This window comes from Aeromonas sp. MaB10011B (assembly GCF_017939325.1).
GTDB lineage: Bacteria > Pseudomonadota > Gammaproteobacteria > Enterobacterales > Aeromonadaceae > Aeromonas > Aeromonas caviae.
On the sequence record NZ_JAGKRK010000024.1, the window covers coordinates 36,906 to 54,813 of the forward strand.

Here is a 17,908-nt window from a genome sequence, read left to right on the forward strand (position 1 = left end):
TTGGTCAGGCTTTCCCTCAAGGCGTGATGGGAATCGTTTTTCCCGCAGGCTCAGGGAATGTCGAGCTCCTTGAGCTTGCGGGTCAGGGTATTGCGGCCCCAGCCGAGCAGGCGGGCAGCCTCCTGCTTGTGACCGTGGGTGTGATCCAGTGCCGTCTCCAGCATGATCCGTTCGAACTGTGGCATGGCATCCGCGAGGATATCGGTCTCCCCCAGGGCCAGCTTGGCGGCCACCCAGTCCTGCAACTGCTGCTGCCAGCCACCGGTCAGGGCGGGCTGGCCCGGCTCGGCGGTGCTAGTGATGGGAGTCAGCAGCTCGGTGGGCAGATCGCCTACCAGCACCTCCTGGCCCGAGGCCATCACCGTCAGCCAGCGGCAGACGTTCTCCAGCTGGCGCACGTTGCCCGGCCAGGGCAGGCGGCTGATGTAGGTCTGGGTATCCGGGTGCAGGCTCTTGGCCTCCACGTTCAGCTCCTTGGCGGCTCGCAGCAGGAAGTGCTGGGCCAGCTGGGGGATGTCCTCCCGGCGCTCCTTGAGGGCCGGAATATGGATGCGGATGACGTTGAGGCGGTGGAACAGGTCTTCCCGAAACTCGCCGTCGGCGACCCGTTTCTCCAGATTCTGGTGGGTGGCGGCAATGATCCGCACATCCACCTGCACCGGTTGGTGGCCACCAACCCGGTAGAACTGCCCGTCCGCCAGAACCCGCAGCAACCGGGTCTGCACGTCCAGCGGCATGTCGCCTATTTCGTCGAGAAACAGGGTGCCACCATCGGCCTGTTCGAAGCGGCCGTGACGAATGTTGTTGGCGCCGGTGAAGGCTCCCTTCTCATGACCGAACAGCTCGGATTCGATGAGATCTTTCGGGATGGCCGCCATGTTGAGGGCGATGAAGTTCTTGTGGGCCCGGGGGCTGTGCTTGTGCAGGGCATGGGCAACCAGCTCCTTGCCGGTACCGCTTTGACCGTTGATGAGCACCGAGATGCTGGAGCGCGACAGCCGGCCGATGGCGCGGAACACCTCCTGCATGGCAGGGGCTTCGCCGATGATCTCCGGGGTGGTGGTGGCTTCCTGCTGGCGAGCCTTGCGCTTGGTCCGCTGCTCCTTGAGGTGGTTCTCGGCCCGGCGTACCAGGGTGACCGCTTCGTCGATGTCGAACGGCTTGGGCAGGTATTCGAAGGCACCTCGCTGGTAGGCGTTGACTGCGGAGTCGAGGTCCGAGTGGGCCGTCATGATGATGATGGGCAGATCGGCTTGGCGGCGATGGATCTGCTCCAGCAGGCTCAGGCCGTCGATGCCCGGCATGCGAATATCCGAGAGGATCACGTCCGGTGAGCGCATCTCCAGTGAACTCAGCAGGGCTTCGCCGTCGGCGAAACTTTCGCATTCGAAGCCTTCGCTGCCAAGGGTGCGCTCCAGAACCCACCGGATGGAGCTGTCGTCATCGACGATCCACACTTTTGCTGTCATGAGGTTCCCTTACTTGCGAAGTGGTAAATAAATGGTGAATTCGGTGTGGCCCGGCCAGCTGATGCAGTCGATGCGCCCCTTGTGCTGATCGATCAGGTTCTGGGCGATGGAGAGGCCCAGGCCCGTTCCCCCGTCCTTGCCGGTGATCATGGGATAGAAGAGGGTGTCGCGAATGGCGTCGGGAATGCCGGGGCCGTTGTCGATGATCTTGATTTCGGCCGCCAGGCGATAGCGCTGGCCATGGATGGTGATCTGGAAGGCGGTGCGCGTCTTGATGCGGATGAGGCCGTCCTGATCCCCAAGGGCCTCGGCGGCGTTGCGCACTATGTTCAGGAACGCCTGTTGCAGCTGGTCCGATTCCATCTCGAATTCGGGGATGCTGGGGTCGTAGTCCCGCTCGATGCGGATCTGCGGCGGCAGCTCCAGGTCCACCAGACGGCGCACCTGCTCCAGCACGGAGTGAACGTTGTGCATCTGGTGACGGCCGGGACGCTGGGGACCGAGCAACCTGTCGACCAGCACCCGCAGGCGATCGGCCTGCTCGATGATGATGCCGGTGTATTCACGCAAGGCCGGGTCGGGCAACTCCTTTTGCAGCAGTTGAGCCGCGCCGCGCAATCCCCCCAGGGGGTTCTTGATCTCGTGCGCCAGGCCGCGCACCAGCTCCTTGGCGGCCTGCTGCTGGGCGTGTTGCTGCAGCTCCTGGCTGATCTTCTTCTGCTGATCGATCTTGCGCAGTTCTACCACCATCAGTCGCTGTTCATGATCGGCCATGGGGCTGACGCTGATCTCCACCAGCCTGGGCTCCCCCTCCACCACCAGGGTGACTTCGCTGTCGGTGAAGCCCTGCCCCGAAATGAGGCACTGTTTGAAACGCTGTAGATCGAGAGAGATGTGTTCCAGCAGGTGGGGCAGTTCGATGCCGATCAGTCGTCGTTCGCTGAGGGAAAGCAGCTGCTCTGCCGCCGGGTTGACGAATTGAATGCAGAGACGTTCATCCATGAGAATGACGGCGGTCAGCAGGTTGTCCAAGAGTGTCTTGGCGTTGTCCGAGCGGGTTGGCACAGGTTTCTCCCTAAAACGGTGCTGTACACCTAGAATGCACCAATGTAGTGCATCAAGTTTACCCGCATCGGTGCGTCACATCACCCCTAATTGGCCTTGGGGGCGGCTCTGGGAGCCTGATTCACCGACGCCCTGTGCAGGTAAAAGGTGGTTGGCTTAGATTTAGCAAGGATCGTACCGTCTTTGGCGAGCAACTCGAGCCGTGCCTCATAGGCGCCTCTATCGAGGTTTTCCACCCGTATGGCCAGGCTGTTGTGAACCAGGGGCACCGCCTTGCCGTTCAGGATCAGGCGCACATCGTATTGCACCGGGACCTGGGGAGAGATCTCGCCCTGGAAGACGATGTTGCCGGTATTGTCGCGCAATGTACTGCCCGGTTCCGGAGAGATGAGGTCGATCTCCAGAGGGGCGGCTTCCAGGGCTTTCCTGGCATCGACACCGGTCAGGCTGTTGAAGTTGTCCACCTGGACCGAGTGGGGGGCTGTGCCGATGAGCGGCGAGACCCGCAGGTCCACCTCTTTTGCGCTCTTGCCGGGAGGGGGGGCATCGGTGTAGTGGGTCACCCCCTGGGGATCGACCCAGGAGTAGACGCGGGCGGCCTGTGCGGAACAGGAGGCCATCAGCAGGAGGCTCAGCAGCCAGGGTACAGTGTTCATCCATCTCTCCTTGACGGGGTTCACCTTAATCCTATCAGAGAAAAACCATGGGGTCGGGGTGTGAACAGCCGAGGGTGGTACGGCTCCGTGAACGGGATCATCTTTCTGCACGATCGTGCCCGTTTGGCGGTATTTCCGTTGCCAGAATGAAAAAAAACCCGCCAGATGGCGGGTTTGTCATGGGAAAGCGGATTAGACGGAGTAGTACAGCTCGAACTCCAGCGGGTGCGGAGTCATGCGCACGCGGTCAACATCCTGCTGTTTCAGTTCCAGGTAGGAGTTGATGAAGTCATCGCTGAACACGCCACCACGGGTCAGGAACTCACGGTCTGCATCCAGTGCGGACAGCGCTTCGTCCAGGGAACCGGCAACGGTCGGCACTTCAGCGGCTTCTTCCGGCGGCAGATCGTACAGGTTCTTGTCCATGGCATCGCCAGGATGGATCTTGTTGATGATGCCGTCCAGACCGGCCATCAGCTGGGCAGCGAAGGCCAGGTACGGGTTGGCAGCCGGATCCGGGAAGCGTACTTCGATGCGGCGGGCTTTCGGGCTCGGCACGACCGGGATACGGATGGAGGCAGAACGGTTGCGGGCGGAGTAGGCCAGCATGACCGGTGCTTCATAGCCCGGCACCAGACGCTTGTAGGAGTTGGTGGTTGGGTTGGCGAAGGCGTTGATGGCCTTGGCGTGCTTGATGATGCCGCCGATGTAGTGCAGTGCCATCTCGGACAGACCGCCGTACAGGTCGCCTGCGAACAGGTTGACGCCGTCTTTGGCCAGGGACTGGTGGCAGTGCATGCCGGAGCCGTTGTCACCGAACATGGGTTTCGGCATGAAGGTGACGGTCTTGTTGTAGGCGTGGGCCACGTTGTGGATCACGTACTTCAGGACCTGTACTTCGTCAGCCTTCAGGGTGAGGGTGTTGAAGCGGGTTGCGATCTCGTTCTGACCGGCGGTCGCCACTTCGTGGTGGTGAGCTTCGACGACCTGGCCCATCTCTTCCAGCACCAGGCACATGGCGGCACGGATGTCCTGGGAGGAGTCAACCGGGGCAACCGGGAAGTAACCACCCTTGACGAATGGACGGTGACCCTTGTTGCCGTGCTCGTAGTCGGTACCGGAGTTCCAGGCAGCTTCTTCGGATTCGATCTTCACGAAGCTGTGGCCCATGGTGTTGGAGAAGGTGATGTTGTCGAACATGAAGAATTCCGGCTCCGGCCCGAACAGCACGGTGTCAGCGATGCCGCTGGACTTCAGGAAATCTTCGGCACGCTTGGCGATGGAGCGCGGATCGCGGTCATAGCCTTGCATGGTGGCGGGTTCAAGCACGTCACAGACGATGTTCAGAGTGGTCTCTTCGGTGAACGGGTCCAGTTTGGCGGAAGCCGGGTCCGGCATCAGCACCATGTCAGACTCGTTGATGCCCTTCCAGCCGCCGATGGAGGAACCATCGAACATCTTGCCGTCTTCGAAGAAGTCTTCGTCAACCTGGTGGGAAGGGATGGATACGTGCTGCTCTTTACCCTTGGTGTCGGTAAAACGCAGATCAACAAACTTGACTTCGTGTTCCTGGATCAGGGCCAAAACGTTCTGGGCTGACATGCTAAGTAACCTCCGGTGTTAAAACTCTTTGGGTGAATGCGTCGTCACATTCACATAAGCCAGTATCGTGCCAAGTTTGTGACAGCTTGATTTCAGGGCACTTGCACCGTTTCAGGCTGTCGAGAAACCCGTTCTCATGCCGGTTGCTGCATTAAAGTGGTGCAACCTTGGATCGTTTTGGTGCACCGAGATGGTGCGCCAGCGTATCCAGGCCATCTAAGCAGCCTTTTGCTGCGGGGTCCATGATCCTGATCCTTTGTTGTGCGTGAATGTGTTGCAATTCTGCTAGGCAGATCACAAAGGCGAGAGTACAATTAGCGCCCAATTTTACCCGGTGATTTGAGGCGAGAATGTTAGAGAATTTACGCAATATTGCGATTATTGCGCACGTTGACCACGGCAAAACGACTCTGGTTGATAAGCTGCTGCAGCAATCCGGCACTCTGGATCGCACCAGCGAAGGTCAGGAACGGATCATGGACTCCAATGATCTGGAACGGGAACGTGGCATCACCATTCTCGCCAAGAACACTGCGATCCGCTGGAACGACTACCGCATCAACATCGTGGATACCCCGGGTCACGCCGACTTCGGTGGTGAAGTTGAGCGCGTACTCTCCATGGTTGACTCCGTGCTGCTGCTGGTCGACGCCGTTGACGGCCCGATGCCGCAGACCCGTTTCGTGACCCAGAAGGCGTTCGCCCAGGGTCTGAAGCCCATCGTGGTCATCAACAAGATCGACCGTCCGGGTGCTCGTCCTGACTGGGTAATGGATCAGGTCTTTGATCTGTTCGACAACTTGGGTGCCACCGATGAGCAACTGGACTTCAAGGTTGTTTACGCCTCTGCACTGAACGGTTGGGCCACCCTGGATCAGGACGTCCCATCCGAGAACATGGAACCTCTGTTCCAGGCCATCGTCGACAACGTGGAAGCCCCGAAGGGCGACGTTGACGGTGCCTTCCAGATGCAAATCTCCCAGCTGGACTACAACTCCTACGTGGGCGTCATCGGTATCGGCCGCATCACTCGTGGTCGCGTCAAGACCAACCAGCAGGTCACCATCGTCGGTGCCAACGGCAAACCGCGTACCGGCAAGGTCGGTCAGGTGCTGGGCTACCTGGGCCTGTCCCGTACCGAAGTGACCGACGCGCAAGCGGGCGACATCATCGCCATCACCGGTCTGGGCGAGCTGAAGATCTCCGACACCATCTGTGACAACAGTGCCGTCGAAGCCCTGCCGCCGCTCTCCGTTGACGAGCCGACCGTGAACATGACCTTCCAGGTCAACACCTCGCCGTTCGCCGGTAAAGAAGGCAAGTTCGTCACCTCCCGCAACATTCTGGAGCGTCTGAACCAGGAACTGGTCCACAACGTGGCCCTGCGCGTGGAAGAGACCGAAGATCCGGACAAGTTCCGCGTCTCCGGCCGTGGTGAACTGCACCTCTCCATCCTGATCGAAAACATGCGTCGCGAAGGTTACGAACTGGCGGTATCCCGTCCGGAAGTTATCCTGCGTACCGTGGATGGCGAACTGCAAGAACCGTTCGAAACCGTCACTGTGGACGTGGAAGAAGCGCATCAGGGTTCCGTGATGGAGCAGCTCGGCCTGCGTAAAGGCGAGATGACCAACATGACCCCGGATGGCAAGGGTCGCGTCCGTCTGGACTTCATCATCCCGAGCCGTGGCCTGATCGGCTTCCAGACCGAGTTCCTGACCATGACCTCTGGTACCGGTCTGCTGTACCACACCTTCGACCACTACGGTCCGCACAAGGGTGGCAGCATCGGTGAGCGTCAGAACGGCGTGCTGATCTCCAACGCCACCGGCAAGGCCCTGACCTTCGCCCTGTTCGGTCTGCAAGACCGTGGTCGTCTGTTCATCGGTCACGCGACCGAAGTGTACGAAGGCCAGGTGATCGGGATCCACTCCCGCTCCAACGACCTGACCGTCAACTGCCTGAAAGGCAAGCAGCTGACCAACATGCGTGCCTCCGGTACCGACGAAGCCCAGGTGCTGACTCCGCCGATCCGCATGACCCTGGAGCAGGCTCTCGAGTTCATCGACAACGATGAGCTGGTGGAGATCACCCCCAAGGCCATCCGTATCCGTAAAAAGCTGCTGACCGAACTGGATCGCAAGCGCGCCGGTCGTGCTTGATCGATAGCTGTTCATCGACAGACCAAAGAGAGGCCTTATGGCCTCTTTTTTTATGGGCTCGACATGAGGGCGCATGGGGCCTGAGCTCGATGGAGGCGCATCCGGCCGGTCTGCGGGTGGCCAAATGACCACCCTATCTGACACAATGTCTGCATGATCACGCTTACGAGAAACAAGATGCAGCAGCAGATCCGCGGCCGTCTGGCCCATGCACTCTCCTTCTTGCGCCACGATGGTGCCCACTTCGCCCAGTTTGTCTGGGGCCGCTTCCAGCAGGACAGATTGACGGTGACCGCCGGTTACCTGGCCTATGTCACCCTGCTCTCCCTGGTGCCCATGATCGCCGTGGTGTTCGGCATGATGTCGGCCTTTCCGGTGTTCCAGAGCCTGAAGCAGGCGATGGAGCAGTTCGTCTATCACAACTTCGTCCCCACCGCAGGGGAGATGCTCAAGGAGTACATCGACGGCTTCGTGGCCAACGCCACCAACACCACGGCCGTCGGTATCGGTGCCCTGATCGTGGTGGCCCTGATGCTCATCTCGGCCATCGACAAGAACCTCAACTACATCTGGCGGTCCACCCGAAGCCGGCCCTTGGCCCAGGCATTCGCCATGTACTGGATGATCCTGACCCTGGGCCCCGTGCTCATCGGTGCCAGCATCGCCATCTCCTCCTACATTCTCTCGCTCAGGTTGTTCGCGGCTGACAGCCTGTTCGGTATCGGCTATCTGCTGCTGCGCAGCCTGCCGTTCCTCTTCTCCGTGCTCACCTTCCTGCTGATCTATACCGTGGTGCCCAACTGCCGCGTGCGGCTGACCCACGCCTTCATCGGTGCCCTGGTGGCGGCCACCCTGTTCGAGCTGGCCAAGCGCGGCTTTGCCATCTACATCACCAACTTCCCCTCCTACCAGGCCATCTATGGCGCCCTGGCGACCATTCCCATCCTGTTCGTCTGGGTGTATCTGAGCTGGCTGGTGGTGTTGCTGGGGGCCGAGACCACCGCCTGCCTAGGGGAGTACGAGAAGCCCGGTGCAGAGGAGCTGGCCTGACGCCGGCCGGCCATCACACCGGATCCCGACACAAAGGCGTTGGCCCGGGCAGGGCATTTATTGGTAGCATCGACGACCGCTCATCCCGCAGGATGGGTGGTCGTGCTGTTTTGAGAGGAGAGGGATGTGATTGCACTGATTCAGCGGGTCAGCGAGGCCAGCGTAACGGTAGAGGGAGAGGTGACCGGGGCCATCGGCCAGGGGTTGCTGGTGCTGCTTGGGGTGGAGCAGGGGGATGACGAGGCCAAGGCGGACAAGCTGCTGCACAAGGTGAGCGGTTATCGCATCTTCTCGGACGAGAACGGCAAGATGAACCTCAACGTGAGCCAGGTGGGTGGCAGCCTGCTGGTGGTCTCCCAGTTCACCCTGGCGGCGGATACCGGCAAGGGGATGAGACCCAGCTTCTCCGGTGGCGCCCATCCCGCAGATGCCGAGCGACTCTATGAGTACTTCGTGGCCCGCGCCAGGGAGAGCGGCGTGCCGACCGAAACCGGCCGCTTCGCCGCCGACATGAAGGTCAGGCTGCTCAACGATGGCCCCGTCACCTTCTGGCTGCAGGTATAAGGGTGGCAGGCAGGGCAGGACTCAGCGGAGGGCAGGACGCGATGCCTGCACACTTCGCAGGTTCTTCACCCTGCCGGTGCTCGCCCGCCCTGGCCATGCTGACGGGTCGCGTGCAGGATGACGTTGCGGTAGCCGGGCACGTCGTGGACGTGGGTCGGGCCTATCCACTCCTCTGCCAGTCGCAGAGCCTGTGCCTGTTCGAGCCGGGTGCGGGGCAGCAGATTGATGATGAGGGTGCCGCTCAGGCGGCTGGCCAGCGCCTGATAGAGCGGAGCCTGGAACAGCAGCAGGGGGTTGCCGTCCTGGCTGAACAAATCCAGCAGCACCAGATCGTAGCTCTCCTGGCTCTGGTGCAGGAAATGCAGCGCATCGGCGTGATGCAGCCGAGGCGAGCCCCCTGACGAGGGGAGGAAGAACTGCTGGAACAGGGTGAGGATCTCGGCATCCAGATCCACGCAGTCGTGGTGGGCATCGGGCCAGCGTGCCGCCAGGTGACGGGTGAGATCCCCTCCGCCCAGCCCCAGCTCCAGGATCCGGCTTGCCTGCTTTGGCAACTGCTCCGCGATGCTCCGTTGATGAGGCAGACAGAGGCGGGCCGGCTGGTGGAGGCTCATGGCGGATTGCACCACGCCGTCCATTTCCAGCCAGCGATGACGGGCATTTTCAAGCACCGAAACGCGGCGTTCGGGTTTGGCACTGAGGTGCAATAAGTGATCGGCTTGGTACGCTTGCAGATTGAAGTCCATGAATTTGCACGGCAAGATGGCTTTCGACCAGTGTAACTCAAGGATGTTGTTATGTACCGGGTGGTCACCCCCCAAACGGCAGCCGAGCTGGATACCTACTACAGGCTGCGCCGGGAGAAATGGTTGCGTCAGTCCTTCCATCTGCCAGTCGGCGCACACTCAAGGATCGCTTTATGTACCGGGTAGTCACCCCAGAAACACCAGCGGAGCTGGATGCTTACTATCAGTTGCGCTGGGAACTACTGCGCAAACCCTTCAATCTGCCCCTTGGCTCCGAGCGTGACGAGTACGATACCGTCGCCATTCACCGGCTGATGCTCTCACCCGACGGAACGCCCATCGCCGTGGGTCGCCTCTTTGTGGGCGGCGATGAAGCCCAAATCCGCTTTATGGCGCTGCGACCCGAATTTCGCGGCCAGGGGCTGGGCGCCCGCATGGTGGAAGATCTCGAGCAGCTTGCCCGCGACGAGAAGGTAAAACGGCTGGTGATGAACGCCCGCCAGGAGGCGGTGGAGTTCTATCGCCGCTGCGGCTTCCTCGAGGTAGGGGAAGGCCCCGTCTCCTTCGGCCGCATCCCTCACCGCCAGATGATCAAGTCCCTGAGTCCCATGCAGACCATCCAGTACCGTCCGGAGTGGTGCCAGGATCTCACCACCCGCTGGTCGCGGGGCATTCCCATCAGCGAGAAGATGGGGGTGCACATCACCCACTACGATGGCCAGACCTTCCACCTCAAGGCCAACCTGGCGGCCAATCTCAACGTCCACGACACCATGTTCGCCGGCAGCATCTACAGCCAGTGCGTGCTGGCGGGTTGGGGTCTCATCTGGTTGCAGCTCAAGGAGGCAGGGCTGGGAGGAGATACCGTGCTGGCCGAGGGCAACATCAAGTATTACCGGCCGGTGAGCGAAGAGCCGGAGGCGCGGGTGGCCCGGGAGGGCATGCCCGCCGTGCTCGAGCCGCTGAGGGGCGGAGAATCCGCCAAGTTCAGCCTGCGGGTGCAGTTGTTCAGTGGCCGCAAGCTGGCGGTGGAGTTTGTCGGTCAGTACGTGGTGCTGCCCATCAAGCGCGGCGCACGCTGATCCCTGATGTTCACAGCAACAAGGCCTCTTCGCGAGGCCTTGTTCGTTATTGGGCGGCGGGTGGCCGTGGGCGCCAGAGCGGGCCGCTTCGTCCCTGGGCGGGGTAGCGCACACCCGCCTCCCAGCCACAGGCGTCCTGTCCCGTGGGGAAACTCCAGCCCAGGTCGGGCGCATTGAGGGGGCCGCGCCAGCGGGCGAGCAGCTCGGCGCAGCGCCCCTTGTTCAGGACCCCGAGGTCGAGCTGCCACTGGTCTGCGGCCAGGTCGACACCCCCTTGCAGTGCCAGCAGGTGGGTGATGGTGGAGGCGCCGCCTTGCTCGATCCGCACCTTGCCCTGCTCCGCCCTGGCATCCAGCCTGATCTGATAGAAGGGGGTGTCTCCGCGTTGCATCGCCTGCCACAGCGTCTGCGGTGTCAGATCGGGGGGGGTCTGCTCCCTGAACCAGTCATCCAGCAGGGGGTCGATGCCGACCTTGTCCCAGAAGGGATCCTTGCTCTCCAGGCTCAGGCTGCCCTGAAGGGTCCGGCGCCAGTTGGCCGTCTGCTCGCCGGGCTGCCCGTTGAGGTCGGCCTGCAGATCTGCCGCCAGATCCACCTTGCCCGCGAAGGAGACGGGGGAGTGCAGCAACTTGCCCCACTGCTCCAGATCCAGCTGCTTGCCCTGCAACTGCAGGCGGCTCTCCTGCCCGGGCGTCCTGCCCCACTGGCCGCTCAGGTTGAGGGAGCCCTCGTCGGGCAGGGAGGTGACGAGGGTGTTGAGCTGCCAGGAGCTGGGGGTCAGCTCGCCATCCAGGGTGCCGTTGCGGGCACTGAGACCGTCCCACACCAGCTCGAACCACTTGCTCTCGATGCGGGCACGTCCCAGCAGGGGGCCTGGCTGGTTGCCCCGCAGGGCGAGATCGTTCAGGTAGAGTTGCCAGCCGGTCAGGGAGAGGGGCAGGGTGTCGTCGAAAGAGAGTACCTTGAGCTTGTCGAAGGCCAGTTTGCGGATGTCGATCTGTTGCGGGCGCCAGCCCTGCCAATCCTGCCACCACCCCTGGGGCAAACTGATGTCCATGCCGCTCAGGGCCAGATCCTTCAGGACGAGCTTCTGCTGCTGGGTGTCGAGGGCCAGCTCGACGTTGAACTCCCCTTCGTATGCCTTGCCCCGCAGCTCGGCATCCAGCTGCCGGGGGGAGAAGGCGAGCTTGCCCTCGACGGCCTCAAGCTGGAACAGGCCGCGGCCCATGTCGCCCAGGGTGCCCGCCAGATAGCCGCTGGGCTGGCTGCCCGCCTGCCAGTCGAAGGCGGTGAGCTGGCCGTTGAAGTTGTTGAGGGAGAGCTCCTGATCGATGGCATTGATGCTCACCTGGGCAAGCTGACCCCTGTCCAGGGTGATGCGGCGCAGGGGGAACTCGCCAGGGGGGATGTCACCAAGCTCGAGTCGCATGGCGCGGGCCTTGAGATCGTGCAGTTGCAGGCTGCGCTCTGGCCAGTTCAGCACCATGCCGGTCTCGAGCAGGCCGTCGAACAGGTTGGTGGTCAGTCTGTCGGTGCTGAGCACCTGCCCCTCCAGCCGCCCCTTGAGGCTGAGACGGGCCAGGGTGAACATGGGGGTCTCCAGCTGGTTGATGCCCAGGGTGAGGTTGGCCTGGGGCTGGCGTCTCGGGTCGATCAGTTCCCAGTCACTCAGGGACGCACTGAGGCCGCGCAGGGTCAGGGCCTCGCTCTGCAGGCTCAGGTTGTCGATGGTGCTGTCGCTGATGGTGAGGGAGTGAACCGGCAGGCTTGGCAACTGGTTGGGGAGCGGCAGCTTGATGACGGGACGGATGAGGTCCAGGTGGGCGATGCGCACATCCCGGTTCAACCAGTCGATGTGCTCGATCTCCAGATAGAGTTTTTCCAGCTGTACCGCATCCCCATAGCGCACCTGTTCCGCCAGCAGGGTGTAGGGGTGCAGCGGATTGAACACCAGCCGGCCTATGGTGACGGGCACCCCGGTCTGCTGGCTGAGCCAGTTGGCGATGGGGCCTTTGGCGCGCTCGGCATCGAACAGGCCGAGACCGACCCAGACAAAGAGCAGCAGGAAGGCGAGGGTGTAGAGCAGGCCGCGCAGCCAGGAATTCATCAGTGCTTTCCTCCTGTTTCTGTTGCTTGGTCAGGCATTCGAGTAGTGATCCCGTAGACCGAGCCAGCATCGTATCAAGGGTTCGACATGGCTCGGGTGTTTATCCATCAGGCAAGGTGACCCTCTTCTGCATCTGCCTTGGTCAAGCATTGGAGTAGTGGTCCCGCAGGCCCAGCCAGCGGCGGATCAGGGGCTCGACATGAGCCGGGTGTTTGTCCATCAGGCAAGGTGACCCTCTTCTGCATCTGCCTTGGTCAAGCATTGGAGTAGTGGTCTCGCAGGCCCAGCCAGCGGCGGATCAGGGGCTCGACATGAGCCGGGTGTTTGTCCATCAGGAAGCGCGCCATCTTCTGCACCTGAGGGATGAGCGGCTGGTCGCGCACCAGATCGGCGATCTTGAGATCGGCCAGGCCGGTCTGGCGGGTACCGAGCAGCTCGCCTGGGCCACGCAGCTCCAGATCCCGCTGGGCGATGAGAAAGCCGTCGTTGGTCTCCCGCAGCACCCCGAGGCGGCTCTGGGCCGTCTTGGACAAGGGGGCATGATAGAGCAGCACGCAGTGGGAGGCCACCGAGCCACGCCCGACCCGGCCGCGGAGCTGGTGCAACTGGGCCAGCCCCAGTCGCTCCGGGTTCTCGATGATCATCAGGCTGGCGTTGGGCACGTCCACCCCCACCTCGATGACGGTGGTGGCGACCAGCAGTTGCAGTATGCCCGCCTTGAACTCCTCCATCACCCGCTGTTTCTCGACCGGTCGCATCCGGCCGTGCACCAGCCCGATGTGCAGGCCGGGCAGCAGGGTTTGCAGCTCGGCGGCAGTGTCTTCGGCGGCCTGGCACTCCAGCACCTCCGACTCCTCGATCAGGGTGCAGACCCAGTAGGCCTGCTTGCCCTCCTCGCAGGCGAGCCTCACCCGCTCGATCACATCCTGGCGGCGACTGTCTGGCAGGGCGACCGTGGTAATGGGAGTGCGGCCCGGCGGCAGCTCGTCGATGATGGAGGTGTCGAGGTCCGCATAGGCGGTCATCGCCAAGGTGCGGGGGATGGGGGTGGCGGTCATGATGAGCTGGTGGGGATGTACCCCTTCCCGCTCCCCTTTTTCTCGCAGGGCGAGGCGCTGATGCACGCCGAACCTGTGCTGTTCATCGATGATGACCAGGGCGAGGCGCTGGAATACCACCTGCTCCTGGAAGATGGCGTGGGTGCCCACCACCATCTTGACGCTGCCGTCCGCGATGGCGGCCAGCGCCTCTTCCCGCGCCTTGCCCTTCTGCTTGCCCGCCAGCCAGCCCACCTTGATGCCGAGTGGCTCCAGCCACTTGGCGAAGTTGATGGCGTGCTGTTCCGCCAGCAGTTCGGTCGGCGCCATCAACCCCACCTGGCAGCCGTTGCCGATGGCCTGCAGGGCGGCCAGCGCCGCCACCAGGGTCTTGCCTGAGCCCACGTCCCCCTGTACCAGTCGCATCATGGGGTGGCTCTGTTGCAGATCCCGGCCGATCTCCGCCACCACCCGGCTCTGGGCGCCGGTGGGGGTGAACGGCAGGGCGCCGAGCAGCTGTTCGACCAGCTTGGGTGCGGGTTTGAGGGCGCGGGCGAGCTGGTTCTGAGCCTGGGCGCGTACCTTCAAGACCGAGAGGTTGTGGGCCAGCAGCTCTTCCAGTACCAGCCGCTGCTGTGCCGGGTGCTGGCCGCTCTCGAGCAGGGCCAGCGCCACCGAGGGAGGCGGGCGGTGCAGCAGCTTCAGGGCCGCGGCCAGATCGATCTGCTGGGGATAGAGGCCGGCAGGCAGCAGCTCCTCGACCCCGTAGAGGTCGAGCTGGGCCAGGGCCTGATCCGTGAGGCTGCGCAGGGTGAGCTGGCGCAGCCCCTCTGTGGTGGGGTAGACGGGGGTGAGGGCCTCTTCGGTCTGGCCGGCCTGCTCCTCGCCGAGCAGCTTGTACTCGGGGTGGGCCATCTCCAGGCCGTACTTGCCGGGACGGGTCTCGCCGAAGCAGCGGATAAGGCGGCCCTGGGCCAGGCTGTTTTTCTGGGCAGCGGTGAAATTGAAGAAGCGCAGGGTCAGGCTGCCGGTGCCGTCGCTGATACGGCACACCAGCATGCGGCGGCGCCCCATCACCAGCTGGGTGTCCTGGATCTCGCCCTCGACGGCACCGTGCAGGCCGGGCGGCAGATCGCCGATGGGCCACACCTGGGTGCGGTCCTCGTAGCGCAGGGGGAGGTGGAACAGCAGATCCTGCACCGTGGCCAGCCCCAGCCGCTCGAGTTTCTCCAGCATCTTGCTGCCGACACCCTTGAGGCTGTCGAGAGAGATTTTATCCAATTTCATCAATTAGATGCCCGAAAACACTGTAAATATGTCCAGATGATAGGGGTTGTTGCGGCCTCGATGCAAGCCGCGTTGTGCCGTTCCGGGCTGGTGGGCAAGGGAGTGGGGGGAGGGTCATCCATGAAAAAGGCCTGCCGGAAACGGCAGGCCTTTTCACTGACGGGGCGCCCTGGCGGTCAGATGATGCGCTTGAGCAGGAGGTGAGCCTTGACCCTGTGGATCCGGGCCAGCAGCTTGCGCACCTGATCCGGGTAATCCTTGATCTGCTCTATCTGGTCGAAGTGACTGATGCGGCGGGTGTGGGCCAGGATGTTCTCCCGCTCCGCACTGAACTGCTCGCGCAGGTGATGGTGCTGGTCGTGTACCAGCAGGCCGTTCTCCAGATCCAGCGCCCAGGCTCGGGGATTGAGGTTGTTGCCGGTGAGCAGGGCCCACTCCTCATCCACGAAGATCCCCTTGAGGTGATAGGAGTTTTTCTCGCAGCACCAGAGCATGAGGTTGAGCCGGCCGTTGTCGATGTGGTGCTGGTTGCGCTCGGCAAACTTGCGCAAGTTGGTCTCGTAGAGATAGGGCAGACCGCCGATGGTGGAGAACTTCTCCTCCGGGGGGATGAAGAAGTCGTTGGCGGTCTTGTCGCCCACGACGATGGTCACCTTACAGCCGCGTTTGAGCAGCGCCTCCACGTCCTTGTTCAACTCCTTGGGGGGGTTGAAGTAGGGGGTGCAGATGAAGATCTCCCGCTCGGTGGCCCGCACCAGGTTGCGGATCATCCGGTTGAGCTGGTTGCCCCGCTTGCCCAGGCCCACCATGGGGGTCACGGCGATCTCCCGATCGTTGGGCTTGATGCTCTCGAAGCGGTACTGGCAGAGGCGCAGGCGCTGCTTGAAGCGGCGGATCGGTCCCTTGAGCTGCTTGGCGCCGGGGATGCCGGTGCGATCCAGCCGCTGGACGGCCTCGCTGCCGAGGAAGACGTCATCCACGTAGTTGACCATGCTGCGGGTCAGTGCCGGGCTGTGGATCTGGTGATAGCGATCGAAGCGGTAGCGCTCCTGCTGGTGCAGGTAGATGTCGTTGAGGCTGGCGCCGGAGTAAAGCAGGGTGTCGTCGAAGATGAAGCCCTTGAGGTGCAGCACCCCGAGCAGCTCGCGGCCCTTGACCGGCACGCCGTAGATCTCGATCTGGTGTTGGTGGCTGGCGGCCATGGCCTGGTACATCAGGTGGTTGCCCCCCTGCTTGCCCTTGCCGATCAGGCCGCGCTGGGCGCGGTGGAAGTCGACGAACACCTTGATGTCGAGAGAGGGATTGCGCTGCTTGGCGGCATAGAGGGCGGAGAGGATCTCCCGTCCCGCCTCGTCATCCTGCAGATAGAGCGCGATCAGATAGATGCGCTGGGTCGCATGGGCGATGAGCGACAGGATCCGGCTCTTGAAGTCTTTGGCGCTGCTGAGTATCTGGAACTGATCCGCGGCAACCGCGATCTGGGGTAAGCGGGTCAGCAACTGTCGATAATGTGCCGATGAATGCATAGAGAAGCCTGAAATCACGGGATGAAGCGTTCCACTCGGGGCGAAGAATAGGCAATTCTAGCAATCTGTGGCGATGGGCCCAAGCAAGAATCCGTAAAAAGTCGGTGCAATATCACATCGGGGCCGACGGATGCGGCCCCGATATGTTTCCGTCAGAGGATGGCGCTGGCCGTGGCCACGATGAGGAAGGCGATGGTGCCGAGCAGGGTCTCCATCACGGTCCAGGTCTTGAGGGTGGTCTTCTCGTCCATGTTGAGGAAGCGGCTGACCAGCCAGAAGCCGGAGTCATTGAAGTGGGAGAGCACGGTGGCGCCCCCGGCGATGGCGATGACGATGAAGGTCAGGTCCAGCTCGCTCAGGCCGGTGGTGGCGGCCACGGTCGGCGCCATCAGGGCGGCGGTAGTGGTCAGGGCCACGGTGGCGGAACCCTGGGCGACCCGCAGCGCGGCGGACACCAGGAAGGCTGCCAGGATCACCGGCATGCCGGTATCGGAGAGCACGTCGGCCAGGGCAGTGCCGATGCCGCTCGCCCGCAATACGCCGCCGAACATGCCGCCGGCACCGGTGACCAGGATGACGGCGCAGACCGGGGCCAGGGCGTCGTTGCAGAACTTCTCGAGCTGCACCTTGCCCTGGCTCTGGCGGAACATCCAGAGGGCGTACAGCACGGTGATGAGCAGGGCGACCGGGGTCTTGCCGACCATGCGCAGCACGTTGACCCAGTCCGCACCCTTGTCGATGACGCCCATGACGCTCAGGGTATTGAGGCCGGTATCCATGAAGATGAGCACCAGCGGCAGCAGCAGGATGGAGATCACCTGGCCGAAGCTCGGCGCCTTGTCGGAGAGCTGCTCGGCACTGGCAGTGAAGCTCGGGGGCAGGGGCAGCTCAAACTTCTTGCCGGACCAGAGCCCGAACAGGTAGGCACCCAGATACCAGGTGGGCAGCGCGACCAGCAGACCCACGACGGTGAGCAGACCGATGTTGGCACCCAGCAGCTCGCTGGCGGCCACCGGGCCCGGGTGGGGCGGCAGGAAGGCGTGCATCACCGCAAAGGCACCGGCGGAGGGCAGGGCATACTTGAGGACGGAGCCGCCGAACTGCTTCGCCACGCTGAAGATGATGGGCAGCATGACGATGAGGCCGGCGTCGAAGAAGATCGGGAAGCCGAACAGCAGGGAGGCCACACCCAGCGCGAAGGGGGCGCGGTGGGAGCCGAAGCGGTTGATCAGGGTATCGGCCAGTACCTTGGCGCCCCCCGTCATCTCCAGGATCCTGCCTATCATGGCGCCGAGGCCGACCAGCAGCGCGACCGAGGCCAGGGTGCCGCCGAAACCGGTCAGCATGGTGGGGATCACCTGGTCATAGGTGACCCCGGTGGCCAGGGCCGTCAGCATGCTGACCAGGGTCAATGCCACGAAGGCATGTACCTTGAATCGCATGATCAGCACCAGCAACATGACAATGGCTCCGCCCGCTACCGAGAGCAGATAGGCGACATCGGGTGTGTTCATTGCTCCGTCCATAAAATTGTCCTCAAATGGTTCTAGTTGTT

At 62.6% G+C, this 17,908-nt stretch carries 13 protein-coding genes; 4 read left to right on the forward strand and 9 right to left on the reverse strand.

Features of this window, described 5'->3' with window-relative positions; translation table 11 throughout:
* Window positions 1–50 precede the first annotated feature (50 nt).
* The 4 genes from glnG to glnA all read right to left on the reverse strand — a co-directional run bounded on the left by glnG (window position 51) and on the right by glnA (window position 4,792).
* Complete coding sequence (gene glnG, locus J9893_RS09160) at window positions 51–1,469, reverse strand: nitrogen regulation protein NR(I) (protein ID WP_010672523.1); 1,419 nt, start codon at window positions 1,467–1,469, stop codon at window positions 51–53.
* Window positions 1,470–1,478: 9 nt separating this feature from the next.
* Window positions 1,479–2,534: a nitrogen regulation protein NR(II) gene (gene glnL, locus J9893_RS09165; protein ID WP_103858173.1), complete on the reverse strand. Its 1,056-nt coding sequence runs from the start codon at window positions 2,532–2,534 to the stop codon at window positions 1,479–1,481.
* An 86-nt stretch (window positions 2,535–2,620) separates the two neighbouring features.
* Complete coding sequence (locus J9893_RS09170) at window positions 2,621–3,190, reverse strand: DUF4124 domain-containing protein (RefSeq protein WP_010672525.1); 570 nt, start codon at window positions 3,188–3,190, stop codon at window positions 2,621–2,623.
* 192 nt (window positions 3,191–3,382) lie between these two features.
* Entirely contained in the window at window positions 3,383–4,792 is a 1,410-nt protein-coding gene (gene glnA, locus J9893_RS09175) for a glutamate--ammonia ligase (RefSeq protein ID WP_010672526.1), read from the reverse strand.
* A 350-nt stretch (window positions 4,793–5,142) separates the two neighbouring features.
* Here glnA and typA point away from each other — a divergent pair, with 350 nt between their 5' ends.
* The 3 genes from typA to dtd all read left to right on the forward strand — a co-directional run bounded on the left by typA (window position 5,143) and on the right by dtd (window position 8,568).
* Entirely contained in the window at window positions 5,143–6,954 is a 1,812-nt protein-coding gene (gene typA, locus J9893_RS09180; protein WP_039039512.1) for a translational GTPase TypA, read from the forward strand.
* Window positions 6,955–7,131: 177 nt separating this feature from the next.
* Window positions 7,132–8,004, forward strand: a complete 873-nt coding sequence (locus J9893_RS09185; protein ID WP_039039511.1) for a virulence factor BrkB family protein — start codon at window positions 7,132–7,134, stop codon at window positions 8,002–8,004.
* A gap of 126 nt (window positions 8,005–8,130) precedes the next feature.
* Window positions 8,131–8,568, forward strand: a complete 438-nt coding sequence (gene dtd, locus J9893_RS09190; RefSeq protein ID WP_039039510.1) for a D-aminoacyl-tRNA deacylase — start codon at window positions 8,131–8,133, stop codon at window positions 8,566–8,568.
* Window positions 8,569–8,633: 65 nt separating this feature from the next.
* Here dtd and J9893_RS09195 read toward each other — a convergent pair whose 3' ends face one another.
* Entirely contained in the window at window positions 8,634–9,314 is a 681-nt protein-coding gene (locus tag J9893_RS09195) for a methyltransferase domain-containing protein (protein WP_010672530.1), read from the reverse strand.
* A gap of 173 nt (window positions 9,315–9,487) precedes the next feature.
* Between J9893_RS09195 and J9893_RS09200 the strand changes: the two genes are divergently transcribed.
* Window positions 9,488–10,396 carry a bifunctional GNAT family N-acetyltransferase/hotdog fold thioesterase gene (locus J9893_RS09200; RefSeq protein ID WP_010672532.1) on the forward strand — a complete coding sequence of 303 codons (909 nt, stop codon included), beginning with the start codon at window positions 9,488–9,490 and terminating at the stop codon, window positions 10,394–10,396.
* A gap of 46 nt (window positions 10,397–10,442) precedes the next feature.
* On the opposite strand, the gene J9893_RS09205 is transcribed toward J9893_RS09200, so the two are convergent.
* The 4 genes from J9893_RS09205 to J9893_RS09220 all read right to left on the reverse strand — a co-directional run bounded on the left by J9893_RS09205 (window position 10,443) and on the right by J9893_RS09220 (window position 17,867).
* Complete coding sequence (locus tag J9893_RS09205; RefSeq protein WP_210600039.1) at window positions 10,443–12,503, reverse strand: AsmA-like C-terminal region-containing protein; 2,061 nt, start codon at window positions 12,501–12,503, stop codon at window positions 10,443–10,445.
* Between the two features lie 254 nt (window positions 12,504–12,757).
* Window positions 12,758–14,827 (reverse strand): ATP-dependent DNA helicase RecG, encoded by a 2,070-nt coding sequence (gene recG, locus J9893_RS09210; RefSeq protein WP_210600040.1) that lies wholly within the window; start codon window positions 14,825–14,827, stop codon window positions 12,758–12,760.
* Between the two features lie 176 nt (window positions 14,828–15,003).
* Window positions 15,004–16,353, reverse strand: coding sequence for a CDP-diacylglycerol--serine O-phosphatidyltransferase (gene pssA / locus J9893_RS09215; protein ID WP_042015252.1), 1,350 nt, complete (start codon window positions 16,351–16,353; stop codon window positions 15,004–15,006).
* 152 nt (window positions 16,354–16,505) lie between these two features.
* Window positions 16,506–17,867, reverse strand: a complete 1,362-nt coding sequence (locus J9893_RS09220) for a GntP family permease (protein ID WP_223916553.1) — start codon at window positions 17,865–17,867, stop codon at window positions 16,506–16,508.
* Window positions 17,868–17,908: the final 41 nt, after the last annotated feature.

Coding starts and splice junctions, on each gene's coding strand:
- glnG (WP_010672523.1), bottom strand. CDS start 1,469: ATGACAGCAAAAGTGTGGATCGTCGATGACGACAGCTCCATCCGGTGG.
- J9893_RS09200 (WP_010672532.1), top strand. CDS start 9,488: ATGTACCGGGTAGTCACCCCAGAAACACCAGCGGAGCTGGATGCTTAC.
- J9893_RS09185 (WP_039039511.1), top strand. CDS start 7,132: ATGCAGCAGCAGATCCGCGGCCGTCTGGCCCATGCACTCTCCTTCTTG.
- J9893_RS09195 (WP_010672530.1), bottom strand. CDS start 9,314: ATGGACTTCAATCTGCAAGCGTACCAAGCCGATCACTTATTGCACCTC.
- J9893_RS09220 (WP_223916553.1), bottom strand. CDS start 17,867: ATGAACACACCCGATGTCGCCTATCTGCTCTCGGTAGCGGGCGGAGCC.
- typA (WP_039039512.1), top strand. CDS start 5,143: ATGTTAGAGAATTTACGCAATATTGCGATTATTGCGCACGTTGACCAC.
- J9893_RS09205 (WP_210600039.1), bottom strand. CDS start 12,503: ATGAATTCCTGGCTGCGCGGCCTGCTCTACACCCTCGCCTTCCTGCTG.
- J9893_RS09170 (WP_010672525.1), bottom strand. CDS start 3,190: ATGAACACTGTACCCTGGCTGCTGAGCCTCCTGCTGATGGCCTCCTGT.
- pssA (WP_042015252.1), bottom strand. CDS start 16,353: ATGCATTCATCGGCACATTATCGACAGTTGCTGACCCGCTTACCCCAG.
- recG (WP_210600040.1), bottom strand. CDS start 14,827: ATGAAATTGGATAAAATCTCTCTCGACAGCCTCAAGGGTGTCGGCAGC.
- glnA (WP_010672526.1), bottom strand. CDS start 4,792: ATGTCAGCCCAGAACGTTTTGGCCCTGATCCAGGAACACGAAGTCAAG.